At 31.6% G+C, this 18,213-nt stretch carries 10 protein-coding genes and 1 pseudogene; 1 reads left to right on the plus strand and 10 read right to left on the minus strand.

Annotated features, from left to right (window positions below):
- Positions 1-241: 241 nt before the first annotated feature.
- The 5 genes from KTH84_RS03250 to KTH84_RS03270 all read right to left on the minus strand — a co-directional run bounded on the left by KTH84_RS03250 (position 242) and on the right by KTH84_RS03270 (position 5,199).
- The gene (locus KTH84_RS03250) at positions 242-550 is read right to left on the minus strand and encodes a helix-turn-helix domain-containing protein (protein ID WP_262471936.1); all 309 of its coding nucleotides are present in this window, start codon (positions 548-550) and stop codon (positions 242-244) included.
- Positions 547-1,878 (minus strand): type II toxin-antitoxin system HipA family toxin, encoded by a 1,332-nt coding sequence (locus tag KTH84_RS03255; RefSeq protein WP_262471937.1) that lies wholly within the window; start codon positions 1,876-1,878, stop codon positions 547-549. The genes KTH84_RS03250 and KTH84_RS03255 overlap by 4 nt, the downstream gene beginning before the upstream one ends.
- Positions 1,879-2,096: 218 nt before the next feature.
- Positions 2,097-3,869 (minus strand): amidohydrolase, encoded by a 1,773-nt coding sequence (locus KTH84_RS03260; protein WP_262471938.1) that lies wholly within the window; start codon positions 3,867-3,869, stop codon positions 2,097-2,099.
- 89 nt (positions 3,870-3,958) lie between these two features.
- On the minus strand, positions 3,959-4,099 hold the full coding sequence (locus KTH84_RS03265; protein WP_262471939.1) for a hypothetical protein: 141 nt from the start codon (positions 4,097-4,099) through the stop codon (positions 3,959-3,961).
- A 200-nt stretch (positions 4,100-4,299) separates the two neighbouring features.
- Positions 4,300-5,199 (minus strand): LysR family transcriptional regulator, encoded by a 900-nt coding sequence (locus KTH84_RS03270; RefSeq protein WP_262471940.1) that lies wholly within the window; start codon positions 5,197-5,199, stop codon positions 4,300-4,302.
- Positions 5,200-5,309: 110 nt separating this feature from the next.
- On the opposite strand from KTH84_RS03270, the gene KTH84_RS03275 reads away from it, so the two are divergent.
- Entirely contained in the window at positions 5,310-6,233 is a 924-nt protein-coding gene (locus KTH84_RS03275) for an alpha/beta hydrolase (protein ID WP_262472480.1), read from the plus strand.
- 195 nt (positions 6,234-6,428) lie between these two features.
- On the opposite strand, the gene KTH84_RS03280 is transcribed toward KTH84_RS03275, so the two are convergent.
- From KTH84_RS03280 to KTH84_RS03300, 5 genes and pseudogenes are all read right to left on the minus strand, one after another.
- Entirely contained in the window at positions 6,429-11,075 is a 4,647-nt protein-coding gene (locus tag KTH84_RS03280; protein WP_262471941.1) for a hypothetical protein, read from the minus strand.
- 68 nt (positions 11,076-11,143) lie between these two features.
- Positions 11,144-16,261, minus strand: a complete 5,118-nt coding sequence (locus KTH84_RS03285; RefSeq protein WP_262471942.1) for an ATP-binding protein — start codon at positions 16,259-16,261, stop codon at positions 11,144-11,146.
- On the minus strand, positions 16,248-17,267 hold the full coding sequence (locus KTH84_RS03290) for a ComEC/Rec2 family competence protein (protein ID WP_262471943.1): 1,020 nt from the start codon (positions 17,265-17,267) through the stop codon (positions 16,248-16,250). Before KTH84_RS03290 ends, KTH84_RS03285 begins: the two co-directional genes overlap by 14 nt.
- A 100-nt stretch (positions 17,268-17,367) precedes the next feature.
- Positions 17,368-17,520 (minus strand): annotated as a pseudogene (locus tag KTH84_RS03295) (GNAT family N-acetyltransferase); the annotation flags it as partial.
- Positions 17,521-17,542: 22 nt separating this feature from the next.
- Entirely contained in the window at positions 17,543-18,130 is a 588-nt protein-coding gene (locus tag KTH84_RS03300) for a hypothetical protein (protein WP_262471944.1), read from the minus strand.
- Positions 18,131-18,213 lie beyond the last annotated feature (83 nt).

An 18,213-nucleotide genomic window follows, 5' to 3' on the forward strand; every position in this document is an offset into this window, starting at 1 on the left:
AAAAATAAATGGCATTCCTATTACTAATTTCATTCAAATTAGTGATTTGCCTGACTAGAATTTTTGCATATTTTTTATTGTTTAACGGTGAAGCTCATTCAAACGCATTGTGAATGAAAGGAACATCTATTGGGTAAATTTCCAAATTTTAAAAGAAAAAATAAAACAACTGAAATTTATTGGAAAGAACCAGAACACTGTTCACAAGCGTACCCTTGTGAACGTTTATTAATTTAATCACTCACTCCGATGGCTTTATAATTTTGCCAACAATATGTTCATGCGTAGGTACAAGACCTGCTTTTAAACCCAGTGGCTTAAACACCTTATCTAACACTGATTGAGTAAGTTTACCTTTGTCCTGCTCAATATCAGTTAATGTTCGACGACTTATACCCACCAAAACTGCATATTGTTCTTGCGACAACCCCAGTACATTCTTTCGCAAATGCGACAGCAATTGTCCTAGCGTAATTTCATTAAATAAATATTGTTTATATAAATCGATAAGAACTTGCTGACGATCTTGAGTCTGATTTTTTATATTCATAGCAGTTCCCATCTTTTCAATTTAGCTTCTATGTAATCAAATGATAGCGCTGGCATTTCAATAATATTTTTCGGTACTCCTTTATCAATTAATCGCTGTTTTAACCCAAGCAGATTAATTGCCAAAGACTTTAATGTTCCTAGAGATAAATCAGGATCACACCAAGGCGCAAGTTTTTGAGTAATTTGAGCCCAACGGTATTCACCTCCTTCTTCATACGGACTTCCCCAAGTCGTCGATCTGGTCACAACTTCTGGATCGGCTTTCATAGGTGCAAAATCGTAAATAGGTGAAAGAGAAATTTTTCCAGATTTTTTTAGAAATGATGTATTACGACCATGATTATCTGAATTACCCAAAATAATATTGAGTAAGTCTCTTTGTAACCACTCACAAATGAATTGTGAAGCATCAAAATCTGAGTCAATGCTAGTCAGTAAATTACATAAATCGTCAATAACGTCAAAATGGTTAAGATGACTGCCAGAAGATTTATTTAGCACCGAATAAACAGATTCTAAACCATGGCGATGCCACTGTTGATTACGCCATTCTGTATCAAACCTTGGTAGCCACAAAGACGGATATTTTGTACCTTCAATAAGCTTCATTTGGGTTGTTTCAATCGTATTGAAACCTAATTCAGTGAGCACCTGATAGTAATAATATTCGGCTCTGAGAATGTCACAATCAATCTCGCTGCGTTTATTTCTTGGAAATTTTACTAAATAATGTTGATCTGGCTGATTAAAATTTTCTTGATAAGTATCAATCCAGACTTTTTGTTCTGGTGAAACACGGATAAGTAATTTGGGAGCTTCCCCGCCTGCGCCAGTTGCACCGCCACTAATGGCACCCATTTGCTGAGCATATTCCAGAAAATCAATATTACGCTCAGCAACATCTTCCTTGCTAAAATAACGTAAATGTAAGGTTGATTCTGGATTTATAGGAGGCAAGGCTTCCTTAATTCGTAAATTACCAACGGGTGCCATCCCCCCTTTTTCTAACAAAATACTTTCTTGCTCAGAATAGGTTAAACGTTGTAAATCTAGATAATTCACCCAATAACGGCGTGCAGCGCCAGAAGGAACAATATCATCCAAAAAGCCAAACCATGTGTTCGATTCATGTTTTATAAGAATTTGTACAGGAAGTGATAGACTACAGGCATGCTCATCTCGTCTGTCTAAATATTGAATTGCATAATCCAATTCATATTCTAATTCACTGCCACTCGTTGAACCCAACTTAGGTTCTAGCAGTTTTAGATCTGCTATATCTACCCAGTTTTTATCTAGTAAGGCTTGTATTGTTAATTTTTTCATAGCAGCAAATGCGCAAATATTTTCTCAAAAATACTATAAAAAAGAGATTTTGTGAATATATTTGCGCATTTTTATTTAAATTTCTAATTTTTGCGCAAATATTTGCTCATCACTATATTTGTAATATGAAGCAAATTTTAGCTTAATATTGCTTTATAAAGCTGCCAAGCTAGTGAGCTGATTTCTCCTCAGCCCACTTTAAAACCTAAATAGCCTGATTACTGTTGATAGACTTTCTTCCCATTAAAAATAGTCCATACCACCTTTGTTTCAGCCAACTGTTCAGGTGAAACTTTAAAAATATCTCTATCTACTAAAATCATATCGGCTTTTTTGCCCGGTTCGAGCGTGCCTATGCTTTTATCTAAATAAAGTGCCTTAGCTGAATTAATCGTATAAGCCTTAAATACTGTATCTCGATCAACTGCTTCCGCTGGGTTTAAAACATCTCCTTCAATTCCTTTTCTTGTAATTGCTGTAGCCATAGCAACAAAAGGATTGGCGGTTGAAACTGGTGCATCGCTTGCACCTGCAATTGTCGCGCCGTTAACCAACAACGAATGCGCAGGGTACATCCCGTTATAAGATGATGCATCAATATAAGGTTTTACCAGTTCTTTGTTAAAACTGTCTTCGTAGGCCCATGCTAGTTGCATAGAAGCAATCACATTATTTTGTTTAAAGCGCTTATAGTCTTTAGGATCTACGAGCTGGAGATGAGTAATACTATGTGGGACATTGCTCTGACGTTTTGAGCGAGCATATTCAATTGCATTTAAAGATTCCTGTACAGCTCTATCCCCAACAGCATGGATATGAACCAGCATATTCCGCTTGTCAGCTTCATCAACAACCAACTTAAAGGTATTTGGATCGAATAACAAAGTCCCTTGCTTGTTACTATTAGAATATCGGCCAAGTAGTGCAGCTGATTGGGCTGGAAACTCTAATACTCCATCCGCAAATACCTTTACGCCAATTAAATTAAAGTTATCTATGTTTTTATATTTACTATTGATTGACTCAATGATGTTAAAAACTTGAGGTGTACTTTTTGAGTTGATTACATGCAAACCAGAAACTCGCGCCGTTAACTCTCCTTTCTTAGATAATTCTTTATACATAGGAATCATCCCCAGTGTTTCCTCTGTATTATGAATATTGGTAATTCCCTTATTGGGACTGGCATTCGCAGCAATATCCATCCATGCCGTTATGCCTAAACTGTTATAGTATTTGACCGCTTCTTTAGAGCCTTTATAAAGCAGATCATGTGATACAGATGGAATTTTATCACTCACCATATCCCAGCCAGAATCGACCACAAAACCAGTGGGTTCAAACTTGTCATTATGTGCAATATTTTGCTGATCCTCTGGGGTTAATTGCTGAATGAAGTGTGCATCTATATCCGCCTTTTTTAAGAGTGCTTGGTTTGCCCATGCCGTATGATGGTCGCTACCCACTAATGCAATTGGACGATCTTTCCATTCATTATTGTTAAATACATTGGATAGTTGGTCAGCTAATTCCCAATATTCTGATGACAAACCATTTAAAAATAGAACATCTCCAGCAACACCCGTACCATCCAGACTCGATTGTCTAAGTTTTGCTTCCACCTTAGAAATATCTATTGTTGTATCGTCACTATCCATGGTTGCTAATACAGCCTCTACACCAGAAGCTAAGGCATGAATATGACTATCAATTAAACCTGGCATTAAAACCTTGTTATCAAGGTCAAAAACTTGTGTATTGCTATCTGCAATTTTTTTAATTTCTTCGTTACTCCCCACTTTTATAATTGTTCCATCATGGGCAATTGCGATGGCTTGCTGAAAAGAGTCTTTATCTTTAGCGGTATAAATTTTTCCATTAATATAAATACTTTCAGCACCAATATTGTCGGCACTATCATTGTCTGTACATCCCAAGTTTATAAAGAGCAAACCTAGGCTGAGTGCTAAAAATCCTTTTTTAAATCTCATATTTAACTCCAAAAAATAATTTAAATTCTAATAATCGTTTTCCAATCTTCTTGTTGATATATTTACATCCAGTCTTTGAGCACTGAGGTCTATCCATCGACTACGGTTTGCTCACCACTCATACTTTTAGATAGTTCAATTACGCTATTCGCTAGAATCTCTATTTCACTGTTTGGTAGGCCCGTTAGCGCTGAGCCCATAATTGCAATTTTTGTTTTTAAGATTTCCATAAATTAATCTCCATTGGGTAATGGATAAACTAATTTTTAAGTTTATTTAAGGATATAAAAAGAATAGAGAAAATACCGCTTTATGAGATTTCTGTCCGCAAATCGGACAAAATATATTTAATATATAAATGCATTAATAGTTACTCTTTACTGTCTATGCAACATTATTGAATGTGCTTAAAGATAAACCTTATTAAGCACTATATTTTATTAAAATTTTCCTTTAAGGCATTGATTAAGATATTCAATAAAGGTGCTTGCTCACGTCTATGTGGATAGTACAAGTGATAAGGTTCATAGCTATGTCGCCAGTCCTTAAGTGTTTCTTCTAGTTCACCATTTTCAATATAAGGCTGAACCATATCAATGGGCAGATAAGCGATTCCTACACCACTCCTTGCTGCTTGAAGTACTGGAGATAAGGTTGTAAAAACAATTTTAGCGTTAACAGTAATCGTTTGTGTTTTACCTTGTTTAGTAAATTGCCAACGATAGAGTTCACCATGTGTAGGCAATCTTAAATTGATGCATTGATGTTCAACTAAATCTTTTGGTTGCTTTGGGTGACCATAACGAGCTAAATATTCTTTGGTGGCAACCGTTAGCATTTGTATTGGCTCACTGACTTGTAAAGCGATCATATCTTTAGAAACCAAACCGCCTCTTCGAAGCCCTGCATCGAAACGCCCCTCTACAATATCCACAAGACCATAGTCAGATATGATTTCTACTGAAACTTTAGGAAATTGTTGGATCACTTTTTCAACTGCGGGCCATAAAACACTTTGGATTCCATATTCATCGGCGCTGATACGTAGTGTTCCTGTTGGATCATTTTTTAAAGCACTGATTTGATTTATGCCATGCTCTATTTCTTGTATTGCAGGTTGAAGCAAATTGAGTAGATATTCACCTGCTTCTGTAGGCGCTACGCTTCTTGTGGTTCGTGATAATAGTTTTATACCAATTCGGTCTTCTAAATTGCGGAGTGTTTGGCTAATGGCTGACTGGGATGTTCTTAGTTTTGCAGCCGCACGGGTGAAACTTCGTTTTTCAGCAACGACCATAAAAGTATGCAGATCATTTAAATTTTCTTTCATTATTTATAAGTATTCAATATAAGTGCTATCTGATTATAGTGGATTATCATAATGAATCACTATGGTTATATTTGTTTCATCGACCTAGTTCTTCTCTCAGAGATAAAATGATGAAAACTGTAACTTTCAAAAATAAAAATATCGATGTTTCTGCAACCATTCGTTTTCCAAAAGATTTTGATGAAAACAAAAAATATGCAGCCATCGTATGCGCCCACCCAATTAGTAGCTGTAAAGAACAAACTTCAGGTGCAATTTATGGTGAAAAACTCACTGAAGCAGGATTTATTACATTAGCTTTTGATGCTTCCTACCAAGGTGCAAGTGGTGGCGAACCTCGTTTCCTTGAAGACCCAGCAACTCGTGTAGAAGATTTCCGTTGTGCAGCCGATTATTTAACAACTCTCGATTATGTAGATGAAAATCGTATTGGTGTATTAGGCGTATGTGGTGGCGGTGGTTATGCTGTCAATGCGGCTATGACCGAACGCCGTTTTAAAGCGGTCGCAACTGTTGTGGCAGCAAACTATGGTCGTTTAATGCGTGAGGGCGATCAGACACCAGAAGCTGCTATTAAAACTTTAGAAGCCATTGCTGCACAGCGAACTGCCGAAGCGCGTGGTGCTGAACCTTTTATTACCCAGTACATTCCAAACTCACAACAAGAGCGTGAACAAGCTGGAATCAATGATATTGATATCAAAGAAGCGATTGATTACTACAAAACCTCTCGTGGACAGGCAGAAAGTTCACCAAATAAACTCCGTTTTTCAGGTTTAGCCGCTGCTGTTGGGTTTGATGCATTTCATTTGGCAGAACACCTACTCACTCAACCCTTACAAATTGTGATTGGTGATATAGCGGGTGGATTCGGTTCTTATCGCGACGGTTATGAGCTATATAGCAAAGCTGCATCTAAAGATAAAAACCTCTTTGTGGTGAAAAATGCGAGCCATTATGACTTATATGACCAACCTAAACCTGTTGCTCAAACTTTAGAAAAAATTATTCCTTTCTTTCAAAAGCATCTTTAAGTTATATATTGGAAAGTTTCTCAATCGAGGAACTTTACCTCTTCATCCCATTTCCCCCTCTCTCCTGTCAAAGTGAATATATCTATGAAAACTGTTATTATCACTGATACCACTCTAGTATCGATAAAGCGATGAGTTAGAAATTTGCTTCTGCAAGCTTTAATTTAATTATTGGCGCCCATCGCGTTAAGGCAATTAATCTTGTGAATAAATATATATAGGGTTTGGAGGCTCATTACCAAACAATTTTTTTGATCTTGCTTTTTGCCATTTTTTACAACGATTATTAATATCATTTGTAAAACTTTGATAAAATTTATAGAAAAGAATATTTTCATTTAAAATAGATTCATTCCATGTATAAAATCTAGAATCTACTATTTTTGTAAATAAAATCATATTTTTCCAAAAATCTTCATTATTTTCTGCAGATACCATTTTTTGAAACCAATATTTCGACCAAATGTTTCTTTCATACATATACAACGATGCTTTATAAGCTTCTCCAATTATCCCCTTATAATCTTTATATATTTTAAAAATTTCTTGAGATAAAGAGTTTTCATCTAAACATCCAGCAACAAGAACTCCTCTAGCAATTTGAGATGGTTCTACACAATTAATTTTACTATTAATATAATCATAAATAATATTTTCATTATTACTTACTATTGCTGCTAATACATGACTATATATTTCCTCATCTGAAAGTGCTTGGTCAAGTAGGTTAAATCGATATGAGTTCAAATCTTGATTTTTACCACTCCAAACTGAAATACGCTTTAGCGAAATCTTTTCTGGACCAAATGTTATATTTATAATAGATTCATTATTTTTGACTTTATCCCAAAGCAATTGAGATTTTTTAGGGTCATTTTTTGAAAAAGCATAAGCTAGTAGTAAAATAAAGTTATAAAATTTCGGTATATGACTTTCAGATAAATTATAAAAAATATTAAACCATTTATCTTTTAATTCTGGCGCTGAATGTACTATACTTGCAAATTCTTCTGGTAACATGCCATTCAAGATAAGATTAGCCCCTTCAGATTTTAAATAATTTATATAATTTTTAAATTCCAACTTTTGATTTTCATGCCTTTTCTCAAAATCCTCAACAGATTCAGAAAGAAATTTTAAATGTTCCTCCAAATCAATCTGATTTTCTTTTTTATCAATTGAAAATATCGAAGAATTTCTTTCATGAAATAGTATATTTTCAAATATTTCCAAAGTCGGGAAATTAATTTTAGTATTATTTATATTATTAAATATATAATTAATTATATAAGCTATTTTTTTAAGCCCTATATTAGAAAGATATTTATTAGCAACACCAAACACACAAGGATTAATATTTTTTATAGCATCTTCTTCAGTAACCAAATGATTTTTTGCTGATAGCAACCATAATGATGACCCATAAAATAATTCATGATTATTATCTACTAAAATAGGAGACCACCTAGCACTAATAAAAAAATTCAATAATTCAATATCATCATATAATAAAATTGATTTAAAGACCTCAGCTCTTACAAATGAATTATGACTCGTTATATTTTCTTTTAAAACTTTTCGAAACTTTGGATTTAATTCTATTTTTTTAATATTTACATAACAAATCAGGTTAAAAATTTGATTTTCTGATAAATTTCTATCAAGAATTAGTTCAAATTCTTGAGATGATATAATTGTCATATATTCAATAAGGTTAATAAATGCTATATCTTCTTTTTTGAAGCTCATTAAAATTTCAAGCTGTTGAATTGGTTTAATATAAGGTAAAGCCATCATGATCAAATACTGGTTAACAAAATTTTTATCGTTTTCAGTCAATTGATTAAATACTTCTGAATATTTATTTATTTTATGAAAATCTAATAATTTATCGATATGCTCCTTTGTGAATAAAACATTATGTTGATAGATATTTATTATTCCACATCGTAAAGGGTACTGAGATCGGCTTAAAATATTAGCAATTAGTTTTCTATATTTAGATATAATTTCTGCTGATCTAAAACGTGCTAAACCTGTCTCAATATCGTGTAGCAGAATACTTTCTGAAGTTTGATTTCGATCATTCCAAATTTGATTAACATCAAGTTCTTCACATTTTTTAGTTGTATTTACAATGTTTTCTGGTTCAAATGATTCAGGATCACATGGGTCAGTAGAACAATAATCTTCAATTCTCCGCCAACCTATTGAGTGAGCAGTAGGTCTAAGTTTATTTATAATCTCTTCAGCAATATTGTCATCTTTAGAATCTCCTGTTGAACAAAGTATTCTGACATATGCCAATTTTGCGATATCCGAAGTATCTGAAGAATTTAAAATTTGTGCTTCATTTAATAGTTTAGTTCTAGTTTCTTTCCAATCAATAAGGTTATACCTAATTAAGCTGATAAAATCTTTATGAGGAGAGTTATAACTTGAATTTAAACTACAACTAAAACTCCATTTCACAAATTCAGAGGCAAAACTTACTAAAGGTTTACCTGCTAGTATATGACAAGCCGTAATTACTAATAACTCTATGTTTCCTGTATTTTCAACTAATTGACTTAACAATCTATTCTCATCTTTTGATAATTTTTTTAATTTTTCTAAAATTTTTTCTTCATTTTTATTAGTTTCAATCAATCGTTCTTCTTTTTGATTTGTTGAATAATAAGAAATATTTTTTTCTGGCGATAAAGAATAATATATTAGCCATTGTTTTATTTTTTCTTCAATACTTGACCAAGCTGATGATGTAAAAGGAATACAGGTAATTGAGGATTTAATCCAGTTGAAATTTGGCTGATTTCCTCCATCTAAACACAATTCTTCCAAAATATTTATAAAATCAGAAATTTTCTTTTCAACAATTGTAGTAAAATAACGAAGATGTGATTCATCAGTATTTTGTAGAGAAATAAAACATATTATTAGTGCTTTTAGGACCTCACTAGAATAGTATTTAGGTTCAAAAATCAATATAGTTAAACAAGATATAATAATATCTGATGTTTTATCTAATGCATTTATTGGTTCGATAAATTTAGCTATGCCTTCATCAAGATTTTTTCCATTTCGCTTCATTTTATTTAGCTGAAGAATTATTTCCAAACCTAATGCAAAGCTTAGACCTTCATCTCTTAATTTATATAAATTAAGATCATCTTCAACAATTTCAAAAAAACGCCCTTCAGCTGCAGCTTTTACATTTCCTTTAAAATAATTGAGATCCTCTATTTCTGATTTGGTTAATCTTCCAATTATTTCTTTTGCGTGAATTTGAAGGTTTTCTAAAAAGTTTTGGTATGATATATCTTCATAATTATCAGATTCCATTTGTCTGATATGTTCTAAAAGTATTCTATTTACATCTAATTCATCTATTTTTTGAATTTCTTGTTTATCAAATAAACCAAGAGCAATATTTAGCAATCTAGGATTTAATAACGATTTTGCTACACTATATGTTAGTAAATTTGGATCAATCTGTCTTTGAGATAAAATTTCGTTTCGTTCATATTCTGACCATTCTGAAACTGCTAACACATTTATTCTATGATCATCTATAATTTTCCTTCTAACTTTTTCATTAAAAAAGATGGTTCTTGATGTAACTAAAATTTTTACTTTTTTATTTCCAAATAAATGAGAAATTTTATTGATAATAGCAGACCAATCTATATTAGGTTTTTGGTTTATTCCATCAATAGTTACTAATAGATTTATATAATTTTCATCTGAATAATTTCCCCATTTTTTGAATCTATCTGACCATTTTTTAAATGAGATTTCACTTTCTTCATCATTTGTTTGTTCAATAATCTTTTTGATTAAAAATAATTCCAAGTCATTATTACTAAATTGACTAAAATCCTGAGCAGTCAGAAAAATATGTAAAGGTCTATCTTCTAGAGATAGCCAGTTTTGTGCGGCAACCCATGACTTACCTACACCTTCTTTTCCTAAAATAAAAATAATATCCTTTTCACATAAACTATTATGGATATTAGTAATTAAAGTTGTTCTAGGTAACAATTTAGTCAAATTTGGATCATTTGGAGCTAAAGGTTGACCAAAACTGTGTTTTGCTGCTCTATTATCGGAGAAAGATTCTAATAACCATTCATGATTCTTTTGTGAAAGAAGCTTGAGTTCCGCTGATTCAATATCTAATATTGTTTGAAAAACATTACATTCAAAAAAACTATTAATTTCTTTAAAATTTAATGAATCTAAACTTTCCCCTCCTAAGTCATTATGACTTTCGTTATGAATAATTACCGATTTTGCCGTTTTAGTTATATTTTTTGGATCATAAGTAAAAACTAAAGAGCCAGACATACCATGAAAATTCTTGTTTTTTTCTATTAAATTTGGAGTGGTATTTGAATATATATTATAATACATTATTGAATCTTTACATCTCGGAGTGTCTAATACTAAGTCAACCCATTCATTTGTCTTTTCATTAAAACCTGAAGCAATATATTTATCACTATTAATTTCTTTATTAATAGTTAATTTTACATGTGAAATTTCATTAGTTTTTATAATAACTATATCTTTATTTTTTGCGTAATAAATATTTTCAATTTTAATTGGAACTTCATTTTCACCTTTTAAAAGCTCAATTTTATTAATATCAAATTCTAATGGACAGGTTCTGCAACAATCCTTAACTGAATTAATAATAAGATCACATGTTTTTCTTACTTCACAAATACTATGTTTAGATGTGATAACAAATGATTTCTTCTCATCAGAAGATAAAAAAAGATACCCTGTAGATTCTGCTTCTTCGGGGCTTATAACTTTAATTAAGTTCTCATTATTCATAGTATATGCAATTAGATAAGTGTTTTAATAAAAATTAGAAGCTGTATAAACTTCTGCATCTATATAGCTCAGGAGCTCTTCACATTTTGAAAAAATTTGCTTTGCTGAAGTGCTGCACTTCCGCGATCCCCATGATCTACTAACCAATCAATAATTTTTAAGAATTTTCGTCGTAACTCTATTGGCATAGATTGTTCCTTGTCTATAAAAATTTGGATAAGGCTAGATATCCTTTGATATACTTGCTCATTCCAATTCAATTGCTCATCTAATAATATTAGTTCTAAGATTTGGTCAGCATAAATATTTGATGGATAATTTTGAATTGATCGTTCACACAATTTTAAGAACAATTGAATAATATATTCGATCCAACCTCCTGTTAGGACATACTTATCAACTAAAGGTAAGATTATATCAATTTCAGACCAATCACCATTCACAAACCTACTGGCTAATGGTGCATTTTGATCTATTGATACAAACATTAGTGATTTTGCAATCTTAGGTAAATCAAAACCAAAAATCCGCCCTGCTCTATAACCTTTTTTATCAAAAAAGGATGCATTTAAAAAACGTTCCAAGCATAAATCCAGCACATCTAAAGCATTTTTAGGTATGTTTTGTGCATCATAAATATAACGGCAAATATAATCCTCAATGAAAGGATAAAGCAATTCCCAGCAAACATCTGTTTTAAGATTAAGAATTGGTATAAGAAATTGTAATTTGATTTCTTCTGTAGGAAATATTCCAACAACCCTTGCTAAAGCACTAGCTATGCTATGATTCCATGTATAAATAATATCTTTATCATCGAACCTCTGGTTCTCTTCGAGCCAAGAAGGTTCTTGTTTTTCTATAGTCCATTCTAAGCAACTTTCTAAAAAATCTAGAATATAGGTTTGAGTAGTATTACGAAGTAATTTTTCAGGTAGTAATTTAAAAATTTTTCCTGAAAACTCATTATCCCAATTATTTGTTTCTACCCATCTTGACCCATTTTTATTATCTTTTGTCCAAGGAGCATCTGGTATAGGTAATGAACACCAGTCATCTTCAGATTTAAAATAGTTGTTTAGATGTTCATTTACTTGTTTTAACTCTTGTTGTGCTTCTGGATATTCATCTAATCGATAGATTCGATATTTTAAATAATCTTTACATAGAGCAAATGCAAAATAAATTGCAGACCAAGTCAATTTAGGTTGTATATCAAATAATTTAAAACATTCTTTTAAGGCCACTAATGAAATTTGATGAGATGGGCTCGCTACAATATTTAAAAGATTACTCAAAGTTGAATCATTTATAGTGTTATGAATAATTTCACTGACTAAAGCCTGTGCAAGAAATTGCTTTGGATGAGACGTTAAGGAAGCTTGTGGACAGTCTACTTCATAAGAATTGTATGGTAGTTGAACTACTTGATTTAAAATATCACGAGCCCATTCTAGATCGTCTTCTCTACTATTAGCTCTAAATACTAAGATTATGGTAGCTAATCCACTAAAAGCACTTTGTTTCATTCTTTTACGTGTAGACGAATCTTCATACAAATCACAAGCATCTTGAAATAAGTCTTTTTCTTCTAAATCTTTGAATACTTCAATAATTGAATTTAGGGTGTAGTTATTTTGAATTATATTAGTCTCTAATGATTTCTCAACCCAATGTACTACTCCAGAATATAAAGCAAACTCATCCAGTTGTTTATGCTGTTCCGATTCAGCTCGCTTTCTATACTGAGGATGTTTGAACAAAATACCAATTTGATTCTCATCAATTTTTTGATAAAAGTAATTTTCCAAATTGCAGTATTCCGAATAAAAATTAGCCCGCTCTTCTAAGAATTTAATTCTAGTCTCATCGATCATCTCATGTTTAAAATTAAAAGGAAGATCAGCTTTAAAATTAGATAACTTATCTTTTGTGAGTTCATGAAATTCAGGGGTGATAAAGTAACTTCGTAGTAAAAACTCTAAATTTAATTTATGACCTTCTCTATTGTAGTTGTGTGTGACAGCTTCAATATTTTTTTGATATTTTGATTCACCTTGAAGAGAAATTAAAGTTATATTAGGCTCTTGTAAGTCTTGCTGAAATCGATACTTATCTAGTTCCAATATTTTAAAATTAGTAACAACTGGTAATATAGAGTTAGAAATAACTTGCTTGTTTAAAGCTAAAACACTTATTACCCCAAGAATTGCTACTGATTCATGTCCTGATGTGATTTTTTGAATAAGTTCATTAAAATTTCTACCTTTTTCAAGCTGATCAAAACCCCATTTTTCTAATGCCATATAAGCCGATGAAATCACATTATTTATCCAAACAGGTTTTTTCCAAATATATTGCTTTTCATTTCCCCAAAATTCTTGTACTCCCCACGGAAATTCAATGGTAGTTGGTATAGGTGTTTGTTCAGAAAGTTCACATAATTGTTTCCATGCTTGAATAGCATGGTTAGACAAGTCACATATGAGCTGTAATCCATAATCTTCCGAATACTTTAATAATGAAGAAAATGGTTCTTTTAAAGGTGAGCTAGGATAAAAGTGTCTAGATTCATATTTAATTGATAAATTTTCCCAATCCTTATGCTGAATTTTTTGATATGGCACTTGACTAACATATAAAGAACGATGATCTATTTTTGATTGTTGTTCTTGAGTTCTTTCTTCAACTGCTATAGACATTAGTTTTTTAATGTATTGTTTTTTTCTCTGATATATCGCTTTTTCACGCTCTATTCGTGTCTTAGGTAGTTCATCTAATAAAAATTTTAGCGTTAAATCAGCAATTAATTTTGGATAATGTTGCGAAACAAAAGGTGAAGCACTTACTATATGTGCATAAATTTCTCTAGAAACTTCATTTTCCGAAAGTAAAAAGTTTAGATATCTTTCCATGTAAGATGGATTTGATTGAATTGAAACTAAAATTAAATTTATTAGCCCCAATTTAAAATCTTTTAAGTTAACTATTTGTTTCCAAGCATTAGACCTCTCTTGTTGAGAAATTTCTAAAAGCCAGTCAATTGATACATCCAAAATCATTTTAGACATTTGATTTGAAGGTATATGAATGCCTAGATATTGCCAAACCTCAAAAATTTTCAAAATTTTAGGGTAAAGCCTATGTGGTGTACGTGGGATTAAATTAAAAATATAATCCAATAGTTTTTGCCATAATATAATATCTGATGGCCAAGCAAAATGTATGGCCTCTTCTATTTGATTTTTCTGTTTTAAAAGTAATGGATTAGCTCTTGTTTTTTCGGCTTGAACCCAAATTAATAAGTTATCAACTAGATGAAAATCATTTTTTATTAAAGCAGTTGTATATTCCGTATTTGATTCAATGAACTTAGGATGTTGTATGGGACCAATTACCCATGCTCTCAACCATTGGGATCTTAGCTCTTTAAACTTTGGATTTGATAAATACTTACTCCACTCATTGTCAATAAATTCTCGTTGAGCAAGTAATTCTACAACTCTTGCTATAAAAGGTGGTTGTCCAAAGCTTTCTATTTTACTTAGCCATTCCTCTTGTTCTTCAAGCAGAACATAAAGTAACGCCCATTCAAAAAATATGTCATGTGTAAAATCAACGGTAGAACTTTTAGAATTTACATGAATGATTCCATCAACAACCAAGCTATCTAAAGCTTCGATAGGCTGAATCTCTCTACGCTTGACGCTATTACTAAGATTTTGAGCTTTGATTTCAGAAATATTTTTTAATAGGTCTTGTCTATTATAAATCGCTTGTCCTGTGGCATTAAATCCTCCACGTTTCCACCATTCATTTATTAGTTCTAATTCAGAGTCAGGTTCAAAATCATTAGAATTTAAACTTACTAAAACTTTAGTAAAGAATGGACGTCTAATAATGCTCCTTATTTTACTCTCTCTAAATAACAGTTTACTAATGCTAGGAATTCGTTGAGCTAATTCGTTACACTCATCATCACTTAAAAGATCGACGTTTATAGTTTCGATCGATGTATTTTTCAAAAGATCACCGACCCACGTTTTTAATGGCTCAAGTCCCGTGTCTCTTAAAGTCGTAATAATTTTCCAATTGGTTAAATCAGGATTATTGAAAATTGTACGAATTAAATCTTCAATAATTGGTTTACTGTTTTCATTAACTCTGTCTATGCCATCTATAAAGACAATAGGAACTCCCTCAACAGCTTCCAAGCTTATTAGCCACTCAGTAATTGAAAAACTCGGCAGTCCAACTCTAGATAGGTATTCTAACCAATTATTACTTCCTGTAAGTTGATCTGATTTAATAAATAAAAATGGTAAGCCATTAGCTTTTGACTCTGCGATTTGTCTGAGGAAAACTGATTTACCTGTACCTGACAAACCTGTAATTTGGATAAATCGTCCTGAATTGAATTTTTCTTCAAACTCACTGTGTAATTCAGGTCTAGATAATTCAAAGTCATCAATCGTGTTAAGCACTTGCTCCAAGCCCTGTCGACTAATCTCTCTGATCTTTTGTACTTCTGGAATGTAAAGTCTCTGATCAAATACTCTGCAATCAAAAAAATCATTGATTTCACTGAAATTTAAAGTATCAAGACTTTCTGCTCCAAAATCATTATGATTTTCATTATGGATGATTAGTGCTTTTGCTGTGGGATAATCATGATGTGTAAAAATTAATGATCCTGAAATCCCTTTAAAATTTTCTTCTTTTTCTATTAGATTAGGAGTTGGGTCAGAATGTAGATTGTAATAAATAAGTGTATCAACGATTCTTGGGGCATCAAATACTAAGGGTGTTACGCCAAAATCTCTACTATTAAACCCAAAACTTACATAGTAATCACTAATGCTTTTTTCATTAATAATTAAAGTATCATTAGCTGTTTCAGTTACATTGATAATTACTAAGTCTTTTGATTTTTCATAGTATATTTTTTCCACATGAAGAGAAACATTATTACTTAGTAATTGAATTTTTTGAGTATCAAATTCTAATGGACAGGTTCTGCAACAATCTTTAACTGAGCTTTCAATAAGATTGCAAGTACTTCTAAACTCACAAATACTATGCTTTGATGTGATGACAAATGATTTATTTTCATCATAGGACTTGAAAAAAAATCCACTAGATTCGTTTTGGAGTACTTTAACTTGTATTAGATTATTTGTATTCATAGCAAAGTGTATTCACGCCATTAGTCGGATATGATTCATTAATACTAAAACCTAGTTTTTTAAAATCATTAATTTTTTCCAATAGACTAGGATTATCTGAGCTTAAATGAATAGTTGGGGTGTTATCTAAACTTAGTATTCTAGCTAATGTCATATTATTAGGGTGATAATGCTTTTCATTGTTTGCACACAATATATAGTCAGTCTTACCCCAAAGACTTAATGATTCAATATTTGTACTTCGTTCACTTCCATGATGAGATATTTTTACCACATCAAATTGATGATTATTAAAACCTAAAATATTCAACCCTTCAATCACATCTTCAGCATGAGCATCCCCTAAAAAAAGCCCAGAGAAAAATCCGCATTGAATGACTAATCCTATACTTGATTTATTAGTAATAGATGTATCTTTTACGAAAACATCTTGACCAGATTGAATTTTTTGTAAAGCCTCCTCAGGCTTTATTTCTTCAGTCTTCGAACTTGAGATCTGTTTTTGCCTTCTCTTTTTTTCTTCTCTTTCTTTTTGAACATTGGCATCATTTAGCATGCATTCTAGCGCTTCAGCGGTTGGCGTTATCGCAGTTAACGTAATATCATTAATTATTAATGGACCAGAATCTCTTGTTAAACATAGAGTTTTAATTCCTCGTTCTGCCAATAATCTTTGCTTAAGAGCATTATCTTGGTTATATGAAATTTGTTTTTGTGAGTTTTTTATAATGTCAGGAATATCTTGAAGACTATTAAAAACAATAGTGTTAATTTTGATAGAAGTATCGAGCAAAAATTCAAATCCACCGATGTGGTCATCATCATTATGAGTGACTATCGCTATATCAATAACACTATTTTCACCTAAAATCTTTTCTATATTAGCTAGTACATCTCTACGAGCTTTGAATGATTTTGGACCACAATCGATCAGAATTTTTGAATGATCGAAATCAAGAAGAAGACAATCTCCATGAGTCGCATCTATTACATGAATCTTTAACATTTAATATTTCTATAAAAAAATAATGATTTATATTTATTCTATAGATTTTAAAAGTGGATGTAACTATTTTTCATTCTAGCTCATGAACTTAGTAATAATCTTGTACTAATTTATGGTTGACCTCACTCCAATAACTTAAAGGGGCTAGTAAACCTATTGAAGCTCCGTTATTTACAGAATCTTCTAATAATAACGTTAAGCCTTCTTCATAATTGCTAATTTCTTTTATCTCTAAAATTTCAATGTCTTTCATATTTTTTCTCAGTTAGTTCAACTCAATCTTTTGCTAAATGCATATGCGGGGCAAAAATAAAGTGTCGAGGTTCTTGGTATCGCATAATTAAAGAACGTAGTTCAGTAATAAATGCCTCTGCTTCTTCTTTGTTAAGATTAATACCAAATGAACAACCATCATCATAACCAATTAAATGAACAGTACCTTGGCTGCAATCTGGCAAAAACGGTGGATTTGAGTTTCCACCCCAAGGTCTGTATACAATTTCAATAATCTTTTGAGTATTAATATCCTTTGTTAACAATTTTTCCCCAAGGCATTCTTTGGAAATGCGAAGATTGTTTTTAGAAATAAAAAATATTTCTTCTGCATTTTTAGCCCATCGTTTATTTCTTCTATATTCATAATGTAAGTAGAAAATAAATGGTAATACTAGGAATATTAAAATAAATGTTAGGACACCATCATTTTCTACATACACTTCATAAACACCATAAAAAAATAGAATGTCAAACAAAATTATCGCTATACAGTCGAAAGCTATTAAATTTTCTACAAGCTCCCCATTCATATTTAAATGAATCGTAGTTCCCGCATCTGAAGTATGCGTTTCAAATTGATTTGGCATCCAGTACTCAATTTTCTAAGTTTATTGTTTAATAAAACCGCTGTACCTATTGAATCTTACTTATTAGCACGGCGCTTAAACTT

The sequence above is a fragment of the Acinetobacter sp. WU_MDCI_Abxb74 genome, assembly GCF_025513915.1.
Lineage (GTDB): Bacteria > Pseudomonadota > Gammaproteobacteria > Pseudomonadales > Moraxellaceae > Acinetobacter > Acinetobacter calcoaceticus_C.